This is a genomic window from Nocardia sp. NBC_01329 (genome assembly GCF_035956715.1).
Taxonomy (GTDB): domain Bacteria; phylum Actinomycetota; class Actinomycetes; order Mycobacteriales; family Mycobacteriaceae; genus Nocardia.
The window spans coordinates 4,783,188-4,799,931 of record NZ_CP108381.1 but is presented as its reverse complement, the minus strand read 5'-3'; the positions used below and the strand labels follow the sequence as shown (position 1 = coordinate 4,799,931).

Annotated in this window: 20 protein-coding genes; 9 read left to right on the top strand and 11 right to left on the bottom strand. The window is 67.2% G+C overall.

Features of this window, described 5'->3' with window-relative positions:
- Positions 1 to 4: 4 nt before the first annotated feature.
- On the bottom strand, positions 5 to 1,006 hold the full coding sequence (locus OG405_RS21705) for an LLM class flavin-dependent oxidoreductase (RefSeq protein ID WP_327148306.1): 1,002 nt from the start codon (positions 1,004 to 1,006) through the stop codon (positions 5 to 7).
- Between the two features lie 52 nt (positions 1,007 to 1,058).
- Positions 1,059 to 1,454 (bottom strand): cytidine deaminase, encoded by a 396-nt coding sequence (locus OG405_RS21700; RefSeq protein WP_327148305.1) that lies wholly within the window; start codon positions 1,452 to 1,454, stop codon positions 1,059 to 1,061.
- 179 nt (positions 1,455 to 1,633) lie between these two features.
- Here OG405_RS21700 and OG405_RS21695 point away from each other — a divergent pair, with 179 nt between their 5' ends.
- The 8 genes from OG405_RS21695 to OG405_RS21660 all read left to right on the top strand — a co-directional run bounded on the left by OG405_RS21695 (position 1,634) and on the right by OG405_RS21660 (position 8,776).
- Complete coding sequence (locus OG405_RS21695) at positions 1,634 to 1,894, top strand: hypothetical protein (protein ID WP_327148304.1); 261 nt, start codon at positions 1,634 to 1,636, stop codon at positions 1,892 to 1,894.
- Positions 1,895 to 2,585: 691 nt separating this feature from the next.
- The gene (sdhC, locus tag OG405_RS21690) at positions 2,586 to 2,984 is read left to right on the top strand and encodes a succinate dehydrogenase, cytochrome b556 subunit (RefSeq protein ID WP_327148303.1); all 399 of its coding nucleotides are present in this window, start codon (positions 2,586 to 2,588) and stop codon (positions 2,982 to 2,984) included.
- A 3-nt stretch (positions 2,985 to 2,987) separates the two neighbouring features.
- A complete protein-coding gene (locus OG405_RS21685) occupies positions 2,988 to 3,419 on the top strand; it encodes a succinate dehydrogenase hydrophobic membrane anchor subunit (RefSeq protein WP_327148302.1) in 432 nt (143 codons plus the stop codon).
- 175 nt (positions 3,420 to 3,594) lie between these two features.
- Positions 3,595 to 5,295 (top strand): succinate dehydrogenase flavoprotein subunit, encoded by a 1,701-nt coding sequence (gene sdhA, locus OG405_RS21680; protein ID WP_327152440.1) that lies wholly within the window; start codon positions 3,595 to 3,597, stop codon positions 5,293 to 5,295.
- Positions 5,295 to 6,074, top strand: coding sequence for a succinate dehydrogenase iron-sulfur subunit (locus tag OG405_RS21675; RefSeq protein ID WP_327148301.1), 780 nt, complete (start codon positions 5,295 to 5,297; stop codon positions 6,072 to 6,074). Before sdhA ends, OG405_RS21675 begins: the two co-directional genes overlap by 1 nt.
- A 139-nt stretch (positions 6,075 to 6,213) precedes the next feature.
- Positions 6,214 to 7,131: a metal ABC transporter substrate-binding protein gene (locus OG405_RS21670; protein WP_327148300.1), complete on the top strand. Its 918-nt coding sequence runs from the start codon at positions 6,214 to 6,216 to the stop codon at positions 7,129 to 7,131.
- Entirely contained in the window at positions 7,128 to 7,862 is a 735-nt protein-coding gene (locus tag OG405_RS21665; protein WP_327148299.1) for a metal ABC transporter ATP-binding protein, read from the top strand. The genes OG405_RS21670 and OG405_RS21665 overlap by 4 nt, the downstream gene beginning before the upstream one ends.
- A gap of 5 nt (positions 7,863 to 7,867) precedes the next feature.
- On the top strand, positions 7,868 to 8,776 hold the full coding sequence (locus OG405_RS21660) for a metal ABC transporter permease (RefSeq protein WP_327148298.1): 909 nt from the start codon (positions 7,868 to 7,870) through the stop codon (positions 8,774 to 8,776).
- Between the two features lie 67 nt (positions 8,777 to 8,843).
- On the opposite strand, the gene OG405_RS21655 is transcribed toward OG405_RS21660, so the two are convergent.
- From OG405_RS21655 to OG405_RS21625, 7 genes are all read right to left on the bottom strand, one after another.
- The gene (locus OG405_RS21655; protein ID WP_327148297.1) at positions 8,844 to 9,527 is read right to left on the bottom strand and encodes a JAB domain-containing protein; all 684 of its coding nucleotides are present in this window, start codon (positions 9,525 to 9,527) and stop codon (positions 8,844 to 8,846) included.
- Between the two features lie 101 nt (positions 9,528 to 9,628).
- Entirely contained in the window at positions 9,629 to 9,826 is a 198-nt protein-coding gene (locus OG405_RS21650) for a type II toxin-antitoxin system VapB family antitoxin (protein WP_327148296.1), read from the bottom strand.
- 185 nt (positions 9,827 to 10,011) lie between these two features.
- Positions 10,012 to 11,265, bottom strand: a complete 1,254-nt coding sequence (locus tag OG405_RS21645) for a primosomal protein (RefSeq protein WP_327148295.1) — start codon at positions 11,263 to 11,265, stop codon at positions 10,012 to 10,014.
- 164 nt (positions 11,266 to 11,429) lie between these two features.
- The gene (locus tag OG405_RS21640; RefSeq protein WP_327148294.1) at positions 11,430 to 11,777 is read right to left on the bottom strand and encodes a YbaB/EbfC family DNA-binding protein; all 348 of its coding nucleotides are present in this window, start codon (positions 11,775 to 11,777) and stop codon (positions 11,430 to 11,432) included.
- 58 nt (positions 11,778 to 11,835) lie between these two features.
- The gene (locus OG405_RS21635; protein ID WP_327148293.1) at positions 11,836 to 12,186 is read right to left on the bottom strand and encodes a hypothetical protein; all 351 of its coding nucleotides are present in this window, start codon (positions 12,184 to 12,186) and stop codon (positions 11,836 to 11,838) included.
- A gap of 65 nt (positions 12,187 to 12,251) precedes the next feature.
- A complete protein-coding gene (locus tag OG405_RS21630; protein WP_327148292.1) occupies positions 12,252 to 13,346 on the bottom strand; it encodes a C40 family peptidase in 1,095 nt (364 codons plus the stop codon).
- A 4-nt stretch (positions 13,347 to 13,350) separates the two neighbouring features.
- Positions 13,351 to 13,665: a type VII secretion target gene (locus tag OG405_RS21625; RefSeq protein ID WP_327148291.1), complete on the bottom strand. Its 315-nt coding sequence runs from the start codon at positions 13,663 to 13,665 to the stop codon at positions 13,351 to 13,353.
- Positions 13,666 to 13,814: 149 nt separating this feature from the next.
- Here OG405_RS21625 and upp point away from each other — a divergent pair, with 149 nt between their 5' ends.
- On the top strand, positions 13,815 to 14,438 hold the full coding sequence (upp, locus tag OG405_RS21620; protein WP_327148290.1) for a uracil phosphoribosyltransferase: 624 nt from the start codon (positions 13,815 to 13,817) through the stop codon (positions 14,436 to 14,438).
- A 6-nt stretch (positions 14,439 to 14,444) separates the two neighbouring features.
- Here upp and OG405_RS21615 read toward each other — a convergent pair whose 3' ends face one another.
- Positions 14,445 to 15,944 (bottom strand): phospho-sugar mutase, encoded by a 1,500-nt coding sequence (locus OG405_RS21615; protein WP_327148289.1) that lies wholly within the window; start codon positions 15,942 to 15,944, stop codon positions 14,445 to 14,447.
- Entirely contained in the window at positions 15,945 to 16,724 is a 780-nt protein-coding gene (locus OG405_RS21610; RefSeq protein WP_327148288.1) for a purine-nucleoside phosphorylase, read from the bottom strand.
- Positions 16,725 to 16,744 lie beyond the last annotated feature (20 nt).

Below are 16,744 nucleotides of genomic sequence, written 5' to 3'. Positions count from 1 at the left end.
GACGCTACTCCTGAAGGGCGCGCAGCGTTTCGAGCCGGTGTTCCACCGTGGGCCCGGTGGGGGCGACGATGATCTCGTCCGCGCCGGTGTCCTTCGCCAGCGTGTCGAGCCGATCGATGACCTGATCGCGGGTGCCGATGGCCTGATCGGCATTGCGGTCGTCGACGAAGGCGTTCTCCGCGTCCGACCACGCGTACGACTCCGCTTCGGCCAGTGTCGGGATCCGCTGCGGTAGCTGCCCGGTGCGCATCCGCAGCTGGACCAGGCTCTGCGGCAGCGTCCGCCGCCGGGCTTCCGCGGCGGACTCGGCGACCACGGTCGCCACCGCCAGCATCGAACGCGGTTCGCTGAGCACCTCCGAGGCCCGGAACTCGCTGCGATACAGGTCGAAGACCAGCGGGGTGTTGCGCCCACCGGCGAAATGGTGGGCGAACGCGAACGGCAGCCCCATCATCGCGGCCAGCCGGGCACTGAAATCACTCGAACCGAGCAGCCACATCTCGGGGGAGTCACCGTTACCGGGGACCGCCTGGATACGGTCGCCCTGCCCGCCCTGCAGCGGCGGGATCGTCCCGAAGTAGGCGAGCAGTTCCACCACCTGTTTCGGGAAATCCTCCACCGCCTCGGCCGCGGCACCGCGCCGGATGGTCGCCGAGATCAGCGGATCGGTACCGGCCGCGCGGCCCAGCCCCAGATCGATACGGTCGCCGTAGAGCGCCACCAGGGTGCCGAACTGTTCGGCGACAACCAGCGAGGAATGGTTGGGCAGCATCACGCCACCGGAGCCCACCCGGATCCGTTCGGTCGCCGCGGCCACCGCGGCGATCAGCACCGGCGGCGCCGAACTGGCGATACCCGGCATGCCGTGGTGCTCTGCCACCCAGAACCGGCGGAACCCCAGTCGCTCGGCCTCCCGGGCGACGGTGAGGGTGTCGGCGAGCGCCTGCCGATGCGATCCGTCGGCGGCGACGGCGGCGAGGTCGAGAACGGAGAGGGGAACTGTCATACCCGGACCAACCCGTGCGATCGCGCCGGGATTCCATGGTTCCGGTCACGGATCAGGTCAGACCCGCGGCCAGGTCGTCGGGACCGAAGGCATCGGCCAGCAGCCGCCCCAGTGGGACCGGTCCGTCCCGGTGGTCGATCAGCAGGTCCTTGCCGCCGAATTCGTAGAGCACCTGGCGGCAGCGGCCGCAGGGCAGCAGGATCTCGCCCCGGGAGTCGCAGACCGAGACCGCGAGCAGTCGCCCGCCGCCCGCGGATCTGTTGTTGCCGACCAGCACACATTCGGCGCACAGCCCCAGGCCGTAGGACACATTCTCGACATTGCAGCCGATCGAGACAGTGTCGCCGTCCCAGCCGGCCGCACCCACCGGAAATCTGGAATAGGGGGCATAGGCGCGTCGCATAGCGGTATGCGCGTTGGTGCGAAGAAGATTCCAATCGATAGCCATAGCTGCTCCCGCGTCCGTGGGCGTCCCGGCCCAGCCTGCCGCATCACCGTGTCCACCGTGCGTTCCGCGCCCGATGTTCAGCGCCGGATCCGCTCCGAGCGGAAGTGAAACACGTCGTTCCGCTCGGAGATATGTAGAGTGCCCGGCCGCTCGGCCGGGTCATCACCAGGAAGGTGCGAATGACGCTTCCCAAGTTCCTCATCGTCATGGTGTATTCGAAAATGCTGCTGTCCAAGCTCGACGCCCACGACAAGGTCGAGGTGCGGATGGAGTACCGGATCGTGCCCGATGACGAGGCAGATCCCGCCGTCGGCAAGTACCCGCAGAGCGCACTGGCGAGCCAGGCCCTGCTCGGCCGGGTTCCCGGCGAAATCGTCGATACCGTTTTCAACTACGAAGCCGTACGACTCCGGGTCGAATCGATTCACGAAGGCGACTGACCCGCGGTGGTCCACCGGCGGCGGCCCGGCTTCCGGCTCTCGGGCGGTACGGCGGCCGGTGGCCGGTGGACCCGGCGCTGCCGCTGGGCGCGGACTCCAGCGGGTGCATAGGGTCCGGACCTTCGCGTAATTCCGCCTATTGCCGAAAAGTCTTTCGTCCGGAACCGACCTATCGGCTACTGTTGAGTAACTTGGCCGTGTGGACTGAGACATTTTGCACATTGCCGCCGCGTGCAATGGCGACATCGGCATTCGCAATGGCGACATCGGCATTGTGAGTCCGTGCGCGAACCGTAAACGGCTGCCCTGCTCGTGTGCCCGGGTCGAGATGTGAAATGCGCTGCACAGCAGGGTTTTGCGGAACAATTCGATACCGCGGAAGGGTTCTGTGGGTAGACGGTAGAAGGCGCGACGAACCCGCCGCGAAACCCCTTCACCGCCCTACAAAGGTAAACCTAACCTGTGTGATCTGGGCGCAACGCGCGACCCGCCGAATTAGTTCCCCGTTTGTCGGAGGATTAGAGTCCAGAACAGATCGGTTCAGGTTCGGCGGCGGCGAGCCCATCGACAGCGGCCCCGGAGTCGGCCCCTGTCGGCCGTGGGTTGGTACGCCACCGAAATCCCGGCCCGCCACACCGGTGCCGGGATCTGTGACCGGGTCCATCAACGATGTTGGAGGCACCGAAACCCAATGGCCACGATAGAAGCTCCGGCTCAGCCGAAGCGCAAAACGCTGTACCGAGGCGACCCCGGAATGTGGTCGTGGGCCCTGCACCGGATCACCGGTGTCACGGTTTTCTTCTTCCTTTTCGTACACGTCCTGGACACCGCGCTGGTACGGGTCAGCCCGGAGATGTACGACGACGCGATCGCGATCTACAAGACACCGCTCGTGGCGCTCATGGAAATGGGCCTGGTCTTCTGCGTGCTGTTCCACGCGCTCAACGGTGTGCGAGTGATCCTGGTGGACTTCTGGTCCAACGGGCCCCGCTACCAGAAGCAGATGCTCTGGGGCATCATCGGGCTCGTGGTCGTGCTGCTGGTGCCCTCGATCGGCCGCATGTTCTACCTACTGTTGACGGAGCACTGAGTCATGTCCGCACCTGTTCTCGGTAAATCCCACGACCGTCCCGCGAGTCTGGATCTGCCGCGGTCTCAGCGTTCGCACGCCAGCGGGAACTTCGAAAAGTACGCGTGGCTGTTCATGCGCTTCTCCGGTCTCGCGCTCATCGTGCTGGTCTTCGGTCATATGACGATCATGCTGCTGCTCGACGGTGGCGTGAAACGACTGAACTTCGCCTTCGTCGCCGGCCGGTGGTCCAGCCCGTTCTGGCAGATCTGGGATCTGGCCATGTTGTGGCTGGCCCAGCTGCACGGCGGTAACGGTGTGCGCACCGTGATCGCCGACTACTCGCGCAAGGATTCGACCCGGTTCTGGCTGAACACACTGCTGGTGCTGTCGATGATCCTGATCATGGGCGTGGGCACCTACGTCATCTTCACCTTCGACCCCAACATCAGTTAGGAACGGGCCCCCTCGCATGAGTGAGCGCAGCGAAAGAATCGACACCGCTGGTGAGCGCAGCGAAAGTATCGACACCGCTGGTGAGAGCGGCGAACGAAGCAGCGGTTCCGTTGAATCCCGCCCTGTTCAGGAGCACCGGTACGACGTCGTGATCGTCGGTGCCGGTGGCGCGGGTATGCGCGCGGCTATCGAGGCCGGTCCCCGGGCCCGGACCGCGGTGCTGACCAAGCTGTACCCCACCCGCAGCCACACCGGCGCGGCGCAGGGCGGTATGTGCGCGGCCCTGGCCAACGTCGAAGAGGACAACTGGGAGTGGCACACCTTCGACACGGTCAAGGGTGGTGACTACCTGGTCGACCAGGATGCGGCGGAGATCATGGCCAAGGAGGCCATCGACGCGGTGCTGGACCTCGAGAAGATGGGTCTGCCGTTCAACCGGACGCCCGAGGGCAAGATCGACCAGCGACGGTTCGGCGGGCACACCCGGGACCACGGTAAGGCCCCGGTTCGGCGCGCCTGTTACGCCGCCGACCGCACCGGTCACATGATCCTGCAGACGCTGTACCAGAACTGCGTCAAACACGACGTCGAGTTCTACAACGAGTTCTATGTGCTGGACCTGGTCCTGACCGATACCGATCGCGGCCAGGTCGCCACCGGTGTGGTCGCCTACGAGCTGGCCACCGGTGAACTGCACGTCTTCCACGCCAAGTCGATCGTCTTCGCGACCGGCGGTTCGGGCCGGATGTACAAGACCACCTCCAACGCGCATACGCTCACCGGCGACGGTATGGCGATCGTGTTCCGCAAGGGCCTGCCGCTCGAGGATATGGAATTCCACCAGTTCCATCCGACGGGCCTGGCCGGTCTGGGCATCCTCATCTCCGAAGCCGTCCGCGGTGAGGGCGGCATCCTGCGCAACGCCGACGGCGAGCGGTTCATGGAGCGCTACGCGCCCACCATCAAGGACCTCGCGCCGCGCGATATCGTCGCCCGTTCGATGGTGCTCGAGGTGCTCGAGGGTCGTGGCGCCGGACCGAACAAGGATTACGTCTACATCGACGTGACCCACCTCGGCGAGGACGTGCTCGAGGAGAAACTGCCCGATATCACCGAGTTCGCCCGCACCTATCTCGGTGTGGACCCGGTCAAGGAACTGGTGCCGGTATTCCCCACCTGCCACTACGTGATGGGCGGAATCCCCACCCGCATCGAGGGCGAGGTGCTGAAGAACAACACCGATATCGTTCCCGGCCTGTACGCCGCCGGTGAATGCGCCTGCGTCTCGGTGCACGGCGCGAACCGGCTCGGCACCAACTCGCTGCTCGATATCAACGTATTCGGCCGCCGCGCCGGTATCGCCGCCGCGGAATACGCCCACCGCGCCGAGTTCGTCGAGATGCCGGAGAACCCGTCGCAGATGGTGCAGGAGTGGCTGTCGCTGATCCTGTCCGACCACGGCAACGAGCGGGTCGCCGATATCCGCACCGAACTGCAGCGGTCGATGGACAACAACGCCTCGGTGTTCCGCACCGAGGACACTCTCAAGCAGGCCCTCACCGATATCCACGCGCTCAAGGAGCGCTACGCCCGGATCACGGTGCAGGACAAGGGCAAACGCTACAACAGTGATCTGCTCGAGGCCCTGGAGCTGGGCTTCCTGCTGGAGCTGGCCGAAGTCACGGTGGTCGGTGCGCTCAACCGCAAGGAATCGCGTGGCGGGCACGCGCGCGAGGACTACCCGGACCGCGACGACGTGAACTTCATGCGGCACACGATGGCGTACAAGGAAGGCGCGGATCTCCTCTCGGATATCCGGCTCGACTTCAAGCCGGTGGTGCAGACCCGTTACGAGCCGATGGAGCGTAAGTACTGATGACCGCTGTAGCCGAGAATCCCGCAGCTCCGGCCGCTAGCCCGGCGCCGGTCCCCGAGGGTTCGACCATGATCACCGTCAAGGTGGCGCGGTTCAACCCGGAGGACGGTCAGGGACAGCGCTGGGAGTCGTTCCAGGTGCCGGCCCTGTCGACGGACCGGTTCCTGAACCTCCTCATCTACATCAAGTCCTACCTGGACGGCACTCTCACCTTCCGTCGCTCCTGCGCCCACGGTGTGTGCGGGTCCGACGCGATGCGGATCAACGGGGTGAACCGGCTGGCCTGCAAGGTCCTGATGAAGGACATGCTGCCGAAGAACGGTAAGCCGGTCACCATCACCGTCGAACCCATCCGCGGTTTGCCGGTCGAGAAGGACCTGGTCGTGGATATGGAACCGTTCTTCGACGCGTTCCGGGCGGTGAAGCCGTACCTGATCACCTCCGGCAACGAGCCGACCTACGAGCGGATCCAGAGCCAGGCCGACCGGGCCCGCTTCGACGACACCACCAAGTGCATCCTGTGCGCCTGCTGCACCACCTCGTGCCCGGTGTACTGGACCGACGGCAGCTACTTCGGTCCGGCCGCGATCGTGAACGCGCACCGCTTCATCTTCGACAGCCGTGACGAGGCAGCCCGAGAGCGCCTGGACATCCTCAACGAGGTCGACGGTGTGTGGCGCTGCCGCACCACCTTCAACTGCACGGATGCCTGCCCGCGTGGTATCGAGGTCACCAAGGCCATCCAAGAGGTCAAGCGGGCGCTGCTGTTCGCGCGCTGAGCTCGACCCCGCCGACAGAACCGCTCTCGTGCCCGGCACGGGAGCGGTTCTGCATCTCCGGCCATTTGTATTCCGTCACACGAACTTGATAATTCGGGTACCCGAACTTACCATTCTGACTGGAAGGCGGTGGTTCGGAATGCGAGTGTTTCCCCGGATCGCCGCTGCGCTCGCGGCCTGCGGCCTCGCCGTCGTACTCACCGCCTGCGATACGTTCCACCTACCGCGCACCGGTGCACCGGTCGTCGCCACCACCTTCACCGTGCTGGCCGATATCGCCTCGAACGTCGCGGGCGAATACCTCGAAGTCCAGTCGCTCACCAAGCCCGGTGCCGAGATCCACGGCTACGAACCCACGCCGGGCGATATCAAACGCGCCGCCAAAGCCGACCTCATCCTCGACAACGGGATGAACCTGGAGGCCTGGTTCGGGCAGTTCGTGGCCGATCTCGACGCCGAGCACGTCACCGTGAGCGAGGGGGTCGCGTCGGTACCGATCACCTCCGACGCCTACGCCGGAAAACCCAATCCGCACGCCTGGATGTCGCCGCTGAACGTGCGGACCTATGTGGACAATATCGTCGCCGCCTTCTCCCGGCTCGTCCCCGAACACGCGGCAGCCTTCCGGGCCAACGGGGAAACCTACAAACAACAGTTGCAGCAGGTCCACGACGAACTCGTCGCCGACCTCGCGAACCTGCCCCGCCGCCAGCGGGCCCTGGTGACCTGCGAAGGCGCCTTCTCCTACCTCGCCCGCGACGCCGGACTCTCGGAGTACTACATCTGGCCGGTCAACGCCGAACAGCAGGCCACCCCGCAGCAGATCACCAGGGTCATCGAATACGTCCGTGACCACGAGGTCCCGGCGGTGTTCTGCGAATCCACGGTTTCCGATGCCCCGATGCGCCGAGTCGTGGAAGCCACCGGCGCACGGCTGGGCGGGGTGCTCTACGTGGATTCGCTATCGGCCGCCGACGGGCCGGTACCGACCTATCTGGACCTGATCCGGCACGACGCCGAGACCATAGCCGCAGCACTCACCGGGAGCAGGTCATGACAGTCCCCGCGATCGACGTCGACGGCGTCACCGTCTACTACGGCGAAGTCCAGGCACTGGACGAGGTCCGGCTGACCGTGGACGCCGGCCGGATCTGTGCGCTCATCGGAATGAACGGGTCCGGGAAATCGACTCTGTTCAAAACTCTCATGGGGATGATCACCCCCGATCTCGGAACGGTTCGGATCGGTGGTGCCGAACCGGTGGCGGCCCGGCGGGCAGGTGTCCTCGGATATGTACCGCAGAACGAGGCCGTGGACTGGTCGTTTCCGCTGTCGGTACGCGATGTCGTGACCACCGGGCGTTACGGACGGATGGGATTCACCAGGCGGGCGAGCCGGGCCGACCGCGCCGCCGTGGACGAAGCGCTGGAACGGGTCGAATTGACCGATCTGGCCGGTCGCCAGATCGGTCAGCTCTCCGGTGGTCAGCGCAAACGCGCCTTCGTGGCCCGGGGTATCGCGCAGGGCGCCCGGATTCTGTTGCTCGACGAACCGTTCGCCGGGGTGGACAAGAGGTCCGAGGCGACGATCACCGGCCTGCTGAAGGAACTGGCCGCCGACGGGGCGACCGTGCTGATTTCGACGCACGACCTACATGCCCTGCCCGGGCTGGCAGACGAAGCCGTGCTGCTGATGCGGCGTGTGCTCGTGCACGGCGCTCCGGCGGAAGCGCTGCGACCGGAAAACCTCGCCCTCGCCTTCGGCCTCGACGTCATCGGGCAGCGGTGAGTGTGATGGACCTGCTCGAATTCTTTCTCGAACCGATGCGTTATGCGTTCATGGTGCGCGCACTCACCGCCAGCGTGGTCGCGGCGCTCGTCTGCGGTCTGCTGTCCTGCTGGCTGGTGCTGGTGGGCTGGTCGTTGATGGGAGACGCGGTATCGCACGCGGTGCTGCCGGGAGTGGTGCTCGCCTATATCGCGGGGGTGCCGTTCGCCGTCGGCGCGGTGATCTTCGGGTTCCTGGCGGTCGGGCTGATCGGGCTGGTCCGCGATACCAGCCGGGTGAAAGAGGACGCGGCCATCGGCATCGTGTTCACCACACTCTTCGCCTTCGGGCTGGTACTGGTCTCGGTGACGCCCAGCAATACCGATCTCAACCACATCATCTTCGGCAATCTGCTGGGCGTGAGCACAGAGGAACTGGCCCAGATCGCCGGGCTGGCCGCCTTCGTCTTCGCCGCGCTCGTCCTCAAACGCCGCGACTTCACCCTGTACGCCTTCGACCCCACCCACGCGTACGCGCTCGGCCTGAACCCGCGAGTGCTGGGCGCGACCCTGCTCGGCCTGCTCGCACTGACCTCGGTGGTCGCCCTGCAGGCGGTCGGTGTGATCCTCGTGGTGGCGATGCTGATCATTCCCGGCGCGACCGCCTATCTGCTCACCGACCGGTTCGGGCGGATGCTGGTGATCGCTCCGGCACTCTCGGCGATCTGCGCGGTCACCGGCCTGTACGTGAGCTACTACGCCGATACCGCGTCCGGCGCCACCATCGTGCTGGCCCAAGGGGTGGCGTTCACCGTGGTCTACCTGTTCGCGCCGCGGCAGGGGCTGATCGGCTCCCGGCTGGCCGCCGGTCGCCGCCGGGCCCGCGGCGCAGCCGGAAAAACGCCGGTCGCCGCTGCTGTCGAACCGGGCTCCTGAGCTCCGGCCGATCGTTTCGACACACCCGCGAAACCACAGCCGGTGCCGAGCCGGCGAAACGGCGGACTCACGGGAAAACATCGTCGAACGGGGCAGCGCGCCGCCAGTCCTCGCCGGCGAGCACCACGTGGTCCAGGAACCGCAGACCCACGGTCTGTGCCGCCGCGGCGAGCAGCGTGCTGGCACGGCGGTCGTCCGGGCTGGGTGTCGGGTCCCCGGACGGGTGATTGTGTGCCACCGCGAAGGCGCGGCCGTCGTGGCGCAGGACTGTGTTCAGGATCTCGCGGACCGGTACCGCAACCTCATCGATGGCGCCCTCGGCGACGAAGATCCGCTGTCGTGGCCGGTTGCGCGCATCGCAGATCAGCACCAGGAGCCGCTCCACCCGGGCTCCCGCGAACAGCGGTGCGGCTTCCCGAGCCACATCGCCGGCCCGCAGCAGGGGCGTCGGGGCCTGGGTGCCGGCGCGCGCTCGGGCGGCGAGCTGGAACGCGGCGGTGATCGCCGCGGCCTTGGCCATCCCTACTCCCGGTCGGCGCAGCAGTTCCTCCGGGCGTGCGGAGGCCAGCCCGCCCGCTCCGCCGAACTCGGTGAGCAGTGCGAGGGCGAGTTCGACGGCGCTCTCCCCGCGGCGGCCCTGGCCGAGCAGCAGCGCGAGCAGTTCGCCGTCGTTCAACGCCTGCGGGCCGAGCGCGCACAGACGTTCGCGCGGTCGCTGCGCTATGGGCAGATCGGCGATCGGTACCGGCATGAATCCCCCTCCAGAGTCCGTGCGTCCGGATCATGCCAGCCGATACCGACAGTTTCGGCGGGTGCGGCCGGGCGATGAGCTGCGGTGGGGAGCCGGGCGGCTCAGCCGTCGACCACCGCGGGCTGCGGGGAACGGTTCAGTGCCGACGCGGCAAGCCGCTCGAAATGCCGTAGCTGGCGCTCGTGCACCACGATCCGGCGCAAGGCCTCGTGAATGGTCGCCTTGCTCGTCGCCGTGCCCATTATGGCCCCCGCGGCCACCAACAGGTCCTGATCCAGCTCGATCCGCACTGTCGGCATAGGTCCTCCTTCGTACATCTGCCCTGGTGCGGCGGCGTGCCACCGCACCCGGCAAGCCGGGCAATGGCTGATGGCTACGCAAACGAACGCCGCTGGCCAGTCAGTGTGCCCAGTCGATGCCGGTTTATCGACAGAAAGTCACGCCGTGTGTCCACATCGAGACCTGAGTGCGCACGGATACCGGCTCAGCGCGGAGTGAGCCGGGACTCGAAATTGTGTTCGAGCTCGCGCCAGGCCTGTGATTCGGCGTCGAACGGCGGGTTGGGCGCCATCCGGGTCGGATCCGGATTGAGCAGGTAGGAGACGTACCAGCCGAGCGGCGTCGATTTGGCCAGAGCCTGCTCCACCGCATCGTCACCGGCATAGTCGGCGGCGTCGGAGAACAGCTCCAGAACCAGGTCCAGTTGCTCGGTATCCACGGACTCCGGTCCCTCGGCCAGGTCGTCGGCCAGGCCCGGCAGCACGTAGACGTTCTCCTCGGTGACCTCGACCTCCAGCGATCCGTCGATGGCCGCGGTCTGCACTTCGGCGTACGTGCTGATCCGGGACAGATCGTGCTCGTGGTCGTCGGCGAGATACCGCGCGAGCGCACGCTCACTGCCGAACACCGAAATAGAGTTCTTGGTGCCGAGGAAGATCGGTTCGTCGTCGAGGTAACACCGCAGGGTGAAGTATTCGGTATCGGTCGTCACGATCTTGACGGGGTCGATGCCCACTTCCTCCCAGAACGTGAGTTCCGCGTCGTCGTCCCCGCCGTCGTCCTCGTCCAGATCGACAGGTTCGAAATCGCTGTCGTCGTCGGTGTCGGCCACGTCGTCGGCATCGACCTCGTTCTCCTCGGCGGCCAGCAATTCGGCCTCGGCCACGGCGACCGCCTCGGCGTCGACCTCGGGCACCCGGACCACCGAATCGATGGCATCGAGTACATCGTCCCAGCTCTTGGCCACCGCGGCACCGATCCGATCCCACAGCTCCTGGCCTTCGCGCCCCGCGAACATATGGGTGCCCCCGGCCAGCGCCCCGAGCGACGGATGCGAACCGAAGAATTTGGTGACTGTATCGAGTTCGCAGACCTCGCCGATATTGCGCACCATGGCCAAGGTGTCCTCCAACTCGGCGACGGTGTCCACATCGGGATCACCGGCGGCCAGTTCCGGCACCCCGACCAGGTCGAAGGAGTAGTTGTCGTCGGGCTCGAACTCGGCCGCCGAGAGACCCGCGACCACCTTCCACGCCGGATGATCGACCAGGTCGTTATCGGAGTCGGTTCGGATGAAGGCCGCTAGTTCGGCCACGGACTCGAAGCCGTAGAGGGCATCCTCGTGCCCTAGGAACGCCTCCCACTCGTCGTCACCGTCACGCCAGCGCGGTGCCCACAGGGTGACAAGATCGCCGTCGGTCAAACCGAGCTCGATCGGGACGATGTCTCCAGAAGCCATACGCCGAAGCCTAATAGGTCCGGCAGGGCGGAGCCCACCCCTGGTTCGTACCCGGCCCCGGTGCAGGCGGCGATACGCAATCCGTGCAGGCCGTGGCGGTGGCGAAAGTACACCCACTTCGCGGTCCGCGATATGTGCGGAGGTGCATCCGGGAGCCTGTCTCGTCAGGCGTCGGCGGGCCGGGTTCCGGTCGGTTCGACCACTGCTACCGGTGCCGGCGCGAACGATTCGTTCAGTGTGGCAACGATCTCCGAGCGTCGGCCGCCCGCGTCCTCGGCGGCCTGCCGGCACGCCCAGATGATGAGCTGTGCCGCTTCGGCGGGAGGGAGCGTGGTCACGGCCTCGGTGAGCTGCAGATTCACCAGTGCACCGTCGCTGTCGACCTCGGCGGTGACCATCCCGTCCTCGGTGCCGAAGCGGCCCCGGACCTGTTTGAGTCCGTACAGCGCCGCCTCCAGCGCTTCCAGTTTCCGGGTGGCGCCGGCGACCAGGGCGTCCATCTCCGCGCTCATGCATGCCTCCTGGATACGAGCGGGAATCCGCTGTGTTGGTACCGCGTACGCCGGTCGCTCATACCGGCCTCATCCAACTGGTCTGGCCGGTATCGGCGTCGTCCATCCGGTCGAGTTCGTCGACCGCCTGCTGCCGGGTGGGCAGCCCGAGCTGGTCCAGGATCTCGTCGGGCATTCCGTTCTCCGCCAGCATCTCCCGGCGCTTGGCCTTGGCCGCGATGGTGGAACGGTGGGTCAGCCGCAGGATCTCGTCGGCGAGAGCTTGTGCGCCGTACCGGTATTCGCTGCGTTCGAATTTGATCTCCACCGGCATCCCCTGGTCGGTGGCCCGTACCGACAGGGTGCCGGTCCGATTGCGGCTCGCCGCCATCGTGACATTGGGCACCTCGGGAACCTGCTGCTCACTCATAATTCTGTCCACTCGTCATGATCGGATGTCCACCCCCGCAACGGGCGGCCTCTGCTGCCTGCGATTCATTCCGTCGGCCGGTAGAAACCGAGGAACTCCATCCCGCTGTTCTCCGTCCGAACCGAACTGATCTGCACCGGATCCCCGGCTTCGATCAACTGCCCGTTGCCGATCACCATCGCCACATGACCGTCCCATACCGCCAGGTCACCGGGTGCCAGATCGCCGGGAGAAACCGGAGTCGCGCCGTTGGCCTGTTCGTTGGCCAACCGGGGGATTTCCACACCGGCCTCGCCGTAGGCGTATTTGGTCATACCGCTGCAGTCCAAGCCGGAGCCGGGGGTGTTGCCGCCCCAGACATACGGTGTGCCCAACGTGCCCAGCGCCGACTTCACCGCGGTGGCCGCCTTCTCGTTCGGTGCCTCCACCACACTCCCGTCCGGCAGGGTGACCTTCACACCCTGGCCCTCGGTGGTGGTGCCTGCGGTGGTGGCGGTCTTCTTGGGAGTTCCGGACGAGGTGGTGGTGCCGCCGGGACTCGACGACAGGGCGGTGCTCATCATCGAGCCGGCCATCCCGGCCGCACCGCTCAGGCCCGAGGCCACCGTGGAAACGGCCTGGGTGCTCACCGGCGCGGTGTTCGCGGCAGACGGAGTGGACGGTGGCGGAGTGAGTTCGTTCATGGAGCTGGTCTGGGTCTGCAATTCGTTCTGCACCCGGCCCACCACGCCCAGTGCCTGCCCCAGATGGTCGATGGCAGACCCCACCAGCAGTGAGAGACCCGCCGGGGTGCCCAGGGTGGGCGCGGCCGCGGCGGCGGTGTTAACGAACGACTGCGCGATGGTGGTGAGATCTTTGTTGCCGGTTTCCACATGGGCCGCGGCCTGCCCCATCACCGTCGCCATCTCGTTGCCGCGGTCGGAGATGCTCGCGGCCGAGGTCTGTACCCGCAGGGCCTTGGAGGTCGCGGCGTCCGCGCCGGTGCCGTCCCACGCGGTGTTCATCTGGTTGATTCCGTTGCGGCCCAACGTGTGGACCTGCTCGATGGCCGTGGACGCGGCGCGTAGTGCGTCGCCGGGACCGCCGGTGGCCAGCACACCGGTGCCGAAACTGGCGAGCAGATCGAGAATCGGCTTGGCCAGCGTATTGATATCGATCACAGGGTCACTCCCCGGCGGCACCGCGCAGGGCGGCCGCATTGCTGATATCGGCGTCGGCGTAACTCACCGCGGCCACGCCCGCCGCGCCGCTCATCGTGCCCAGCACCGCGGACAACTGGCCGATCGTCGCCATATGACCGGCGTGTGCGGCCGCGTACGCCGCCAGGAAATCGCCGCCGACCAAACCGAAGATCGGGCCGAGGATCGTGGGCGCCGCACCCGATGCGCCGGTCCCGGCCGCCGCGAGTTCGGCGGCCATCACCCCGGCGGTGGTGCCGTAGGCCGCGATGCCCTGGGCATCGGCTGAGATGTTCACCATCAGAGTTCCCCCTCGACTTCGTTAACGGGCAGAGTATGTCATCCACCGGTTTCGACGCAGCGGCTTCCCGGACGGTTCCCCGAAAACCGAACCCGCGGAAAGTCACGGCGAAACCGCCACGCCCGCCCCTTCGACTTTATCGTTCCTCCATGCGCACGCACACGCTGGATCATCCGCTCGTGGCGATACTGCTCACCACTCTCCGCGACGAACGCACACCCGACCCCGCCTTCCGGGCCGCCCTGCGAGATCTGTCCAGGCTCTTGGTCTACGAGGCGCTGCGCGATGCTCCCGTGGAGTATTTCGACATCACCACGCCGGTCGCGGCCACTCAGGGTGCGCGGCTGGCCCGGCCACCGCTGCTGGTCCCGGTGTTACGAGCCGGGCTCGGCATGGTCGACGCGGCTACCGACCTGATCCCCGACTCACAAGTGGGTTTCGTCGGTGTCGCCCGCAACGAGATGACCCATCGGCCGGTGCCCTATCTGGAATCGCTGCCCGACGACCTCTCGGCGACCCCGGTCATGGTCCTGGACCCGATGCTGGCAACCGGCGGATCCATGCTGCACACACTGGGTCTGCTGGCCGACCGCGGCGCACTCGACATCACCGCGGTCTGCGTGGTCGCCGCTCCCGAAGGAATAGCGGCGCTGGCGGGTTCGGGCTATCCGGTCCGGCTGGTGACGGCCGTGATCGACGACCGGCTCAACGACGACGCCTACATCGTGCCCGGGCTCGGCGATGCCGGGGACCGGCAGTTCGGACCACGCTGAACCCGCTCAGCCCGACAGCGTGCGACAGTAGGCGCGTAGCTCCGCGAGCCGCTCCCGGGCAGTGTCGCGCCCGGCCCGCAGCCCAGCGGGACCGGAAACCGGGTGGACAACCTCCAGATAGCACTTGAGCTTCGGTTCGGTGCCCGAGGGCCGGACGACCATTCGGACCCCACCGCCGGTGAACACCAGTGCGTCGGTACGCATCCGGCCCCGCAGCGCCGACATGTCGGTGTATTCGACCGCGGTTCCGGCCAGCGTCCGCGGCGGCGCGCCACGGAGCGCGGTCAGCACTGCGGCGGCCGCCCGCTGATCCGGTAGGCGTAGCGAAACCTGGTCGACCGCGTGCACACCGAACTCGACCGCCAGCTCGTCGAGTTCGTCGTCCAGGGTGCGACCGCGAACCCGCAATCGCGCGACCAAGTCCGCGGCCAGGACGGCCGCGGAGATCCCGTCCTTGTCGCGGACGGTCGCCGGGTCCACACAGTGGCCGATGGCCTCCTCATAGGCGTAGACCAACCCATCGCCCGCGCGGGCCAGCCATTTGAACCCGGTGAGGGTTTCGGCATAGCGGGCGCCCCGCGCCGGCGCCAGCCGCGACAACAGCCGCGACGAGACGATCGTGGTGGCGACCAGCGCATCCGGCCCGGCGGTGCGCAGCACGTCATCGGCCAGCAGGACCCCGGTCTCGTCACCGCGCAGCATCCGCCAACCGTCCGGTGTCGGGATGCCCAGCGCGCAGCGGTCCGCGTCGGGGTCCAATGCGATAGCGAGATCGGCATCCACCCGTTCGGCCAGCCGCAACAGCAGATCCGCTGCCCCCGGCTCCTCGGGATTCGGGAACGCCACCGTGGGGAAATCGGGGTCGGGTGCGAATTGTTCGGCCACCGCGTGGATATCGGTGAAACCCGCCGAGGTGAGCGCGTGTACTGCGGTGGCTCCCCCCACTCCGTGCATCGGCGTGAACGCGATCCGGATCCCGGCACGCTCCCCGTCGCCGCCGATCAGCTGCGGCAGCTGCGCGACCCGGGCCAGATAGCGCGACAGGACTTCACCGCCGGATACGGTCACCGCGGTGCGCTCGATCGGTTCGGTGACCGCCGTGATCCGCTGCTCGATCTCGGTATCGGCGGGCGGTGCCAGCTGGGTGCCGCCGTCGACGAACACTTTGTAGCCGTTGTCGCCGGGCGGATTGTGGGAGGCGGTGATCTGCACACCCGCCACCGCGCCCGATTCGCGTACGGCGAAGGCGGTTACCGGCGTCGGCAGCGGCTCGGGCAATCGGATCACCGCGAAACCGGCGGCGGCCAGCACCTCGGCGGTGATCTCGGCGAACTCCGCCGACCCGTGCCGAGCGTCCCGGCCGACCACCACCCGGCCACCGCCGAGACAGCGGTCCCGCAGCCAGGCCGCGACCCCGGCCGTGGCCCGGGCAACCGTGGTCTCGTTCATACCGTCCGGCCCGGGCGCCAGCGGCCCGCGCAATCCCGCTGTGCCGAAGGTCAGCATCTACAACTGCTCCAGCAGCCCGCGCAGCAGTTTGCCCAGCCGCGGGGCCGCCGCGCGCCCCTCCGCCAGCACCTCGGCGTGGGTCAGCGGGGCACCGGTGACCCCGGCCGCCAGGTTCGTGACCAGTGAGATACCGAGCAACCGGACCCCCAGGGCACGCGCGGCGATGGCTTCGAGCACCGTCGACATCCCCACCAGATCAGCACCGATCGTGGCCAGCATGCGGATCTCGGCGGGGGTTTCGTACTGCGGTCCGGTGAGCCCGGCGTACACGCCCTCGGTGAGGTCGGGGTCGATGCGGCGGGCGAGATGGCGCAATTCCGGATCCCAGGCATCCACCATATCGACGAAAGAGGCCCCGGCCAGCGGCGTCGTACCGGTGAGATTCACGTGATCGCGCACCAGCACCGCCTCACCGACCCGCAGCCCCGGCCGGATACCACCGGCGGCATTGGTGAGGATCACAGTCTCCGCGCCCGCTGCCACCGCGGTACGCACCGGATGCACGACCTCTTCGGCCCCATGACCCTCGTACAGATGCTGGCGCCCCATCAGAACCAGGGTGTCGGTATCGCCGACCGATACCGACACCACCCGGCCGACATGACCCTGCGCGGTGGGCGCGGCGAACCCGGGTAACTCCGGCATCGGTATCTCGGCATTCGGGGTCCCGAGCTCGGCGACAGCGTCCTGCCACCCCGAACCCAGCACCACCGCGACCCGATGGCGATCCACTGACGTCCGGGCCGCGATCTCCTCGGCGGCCTCTTCGGCAAGCATGGCGGTCAGTGTATTGCCTC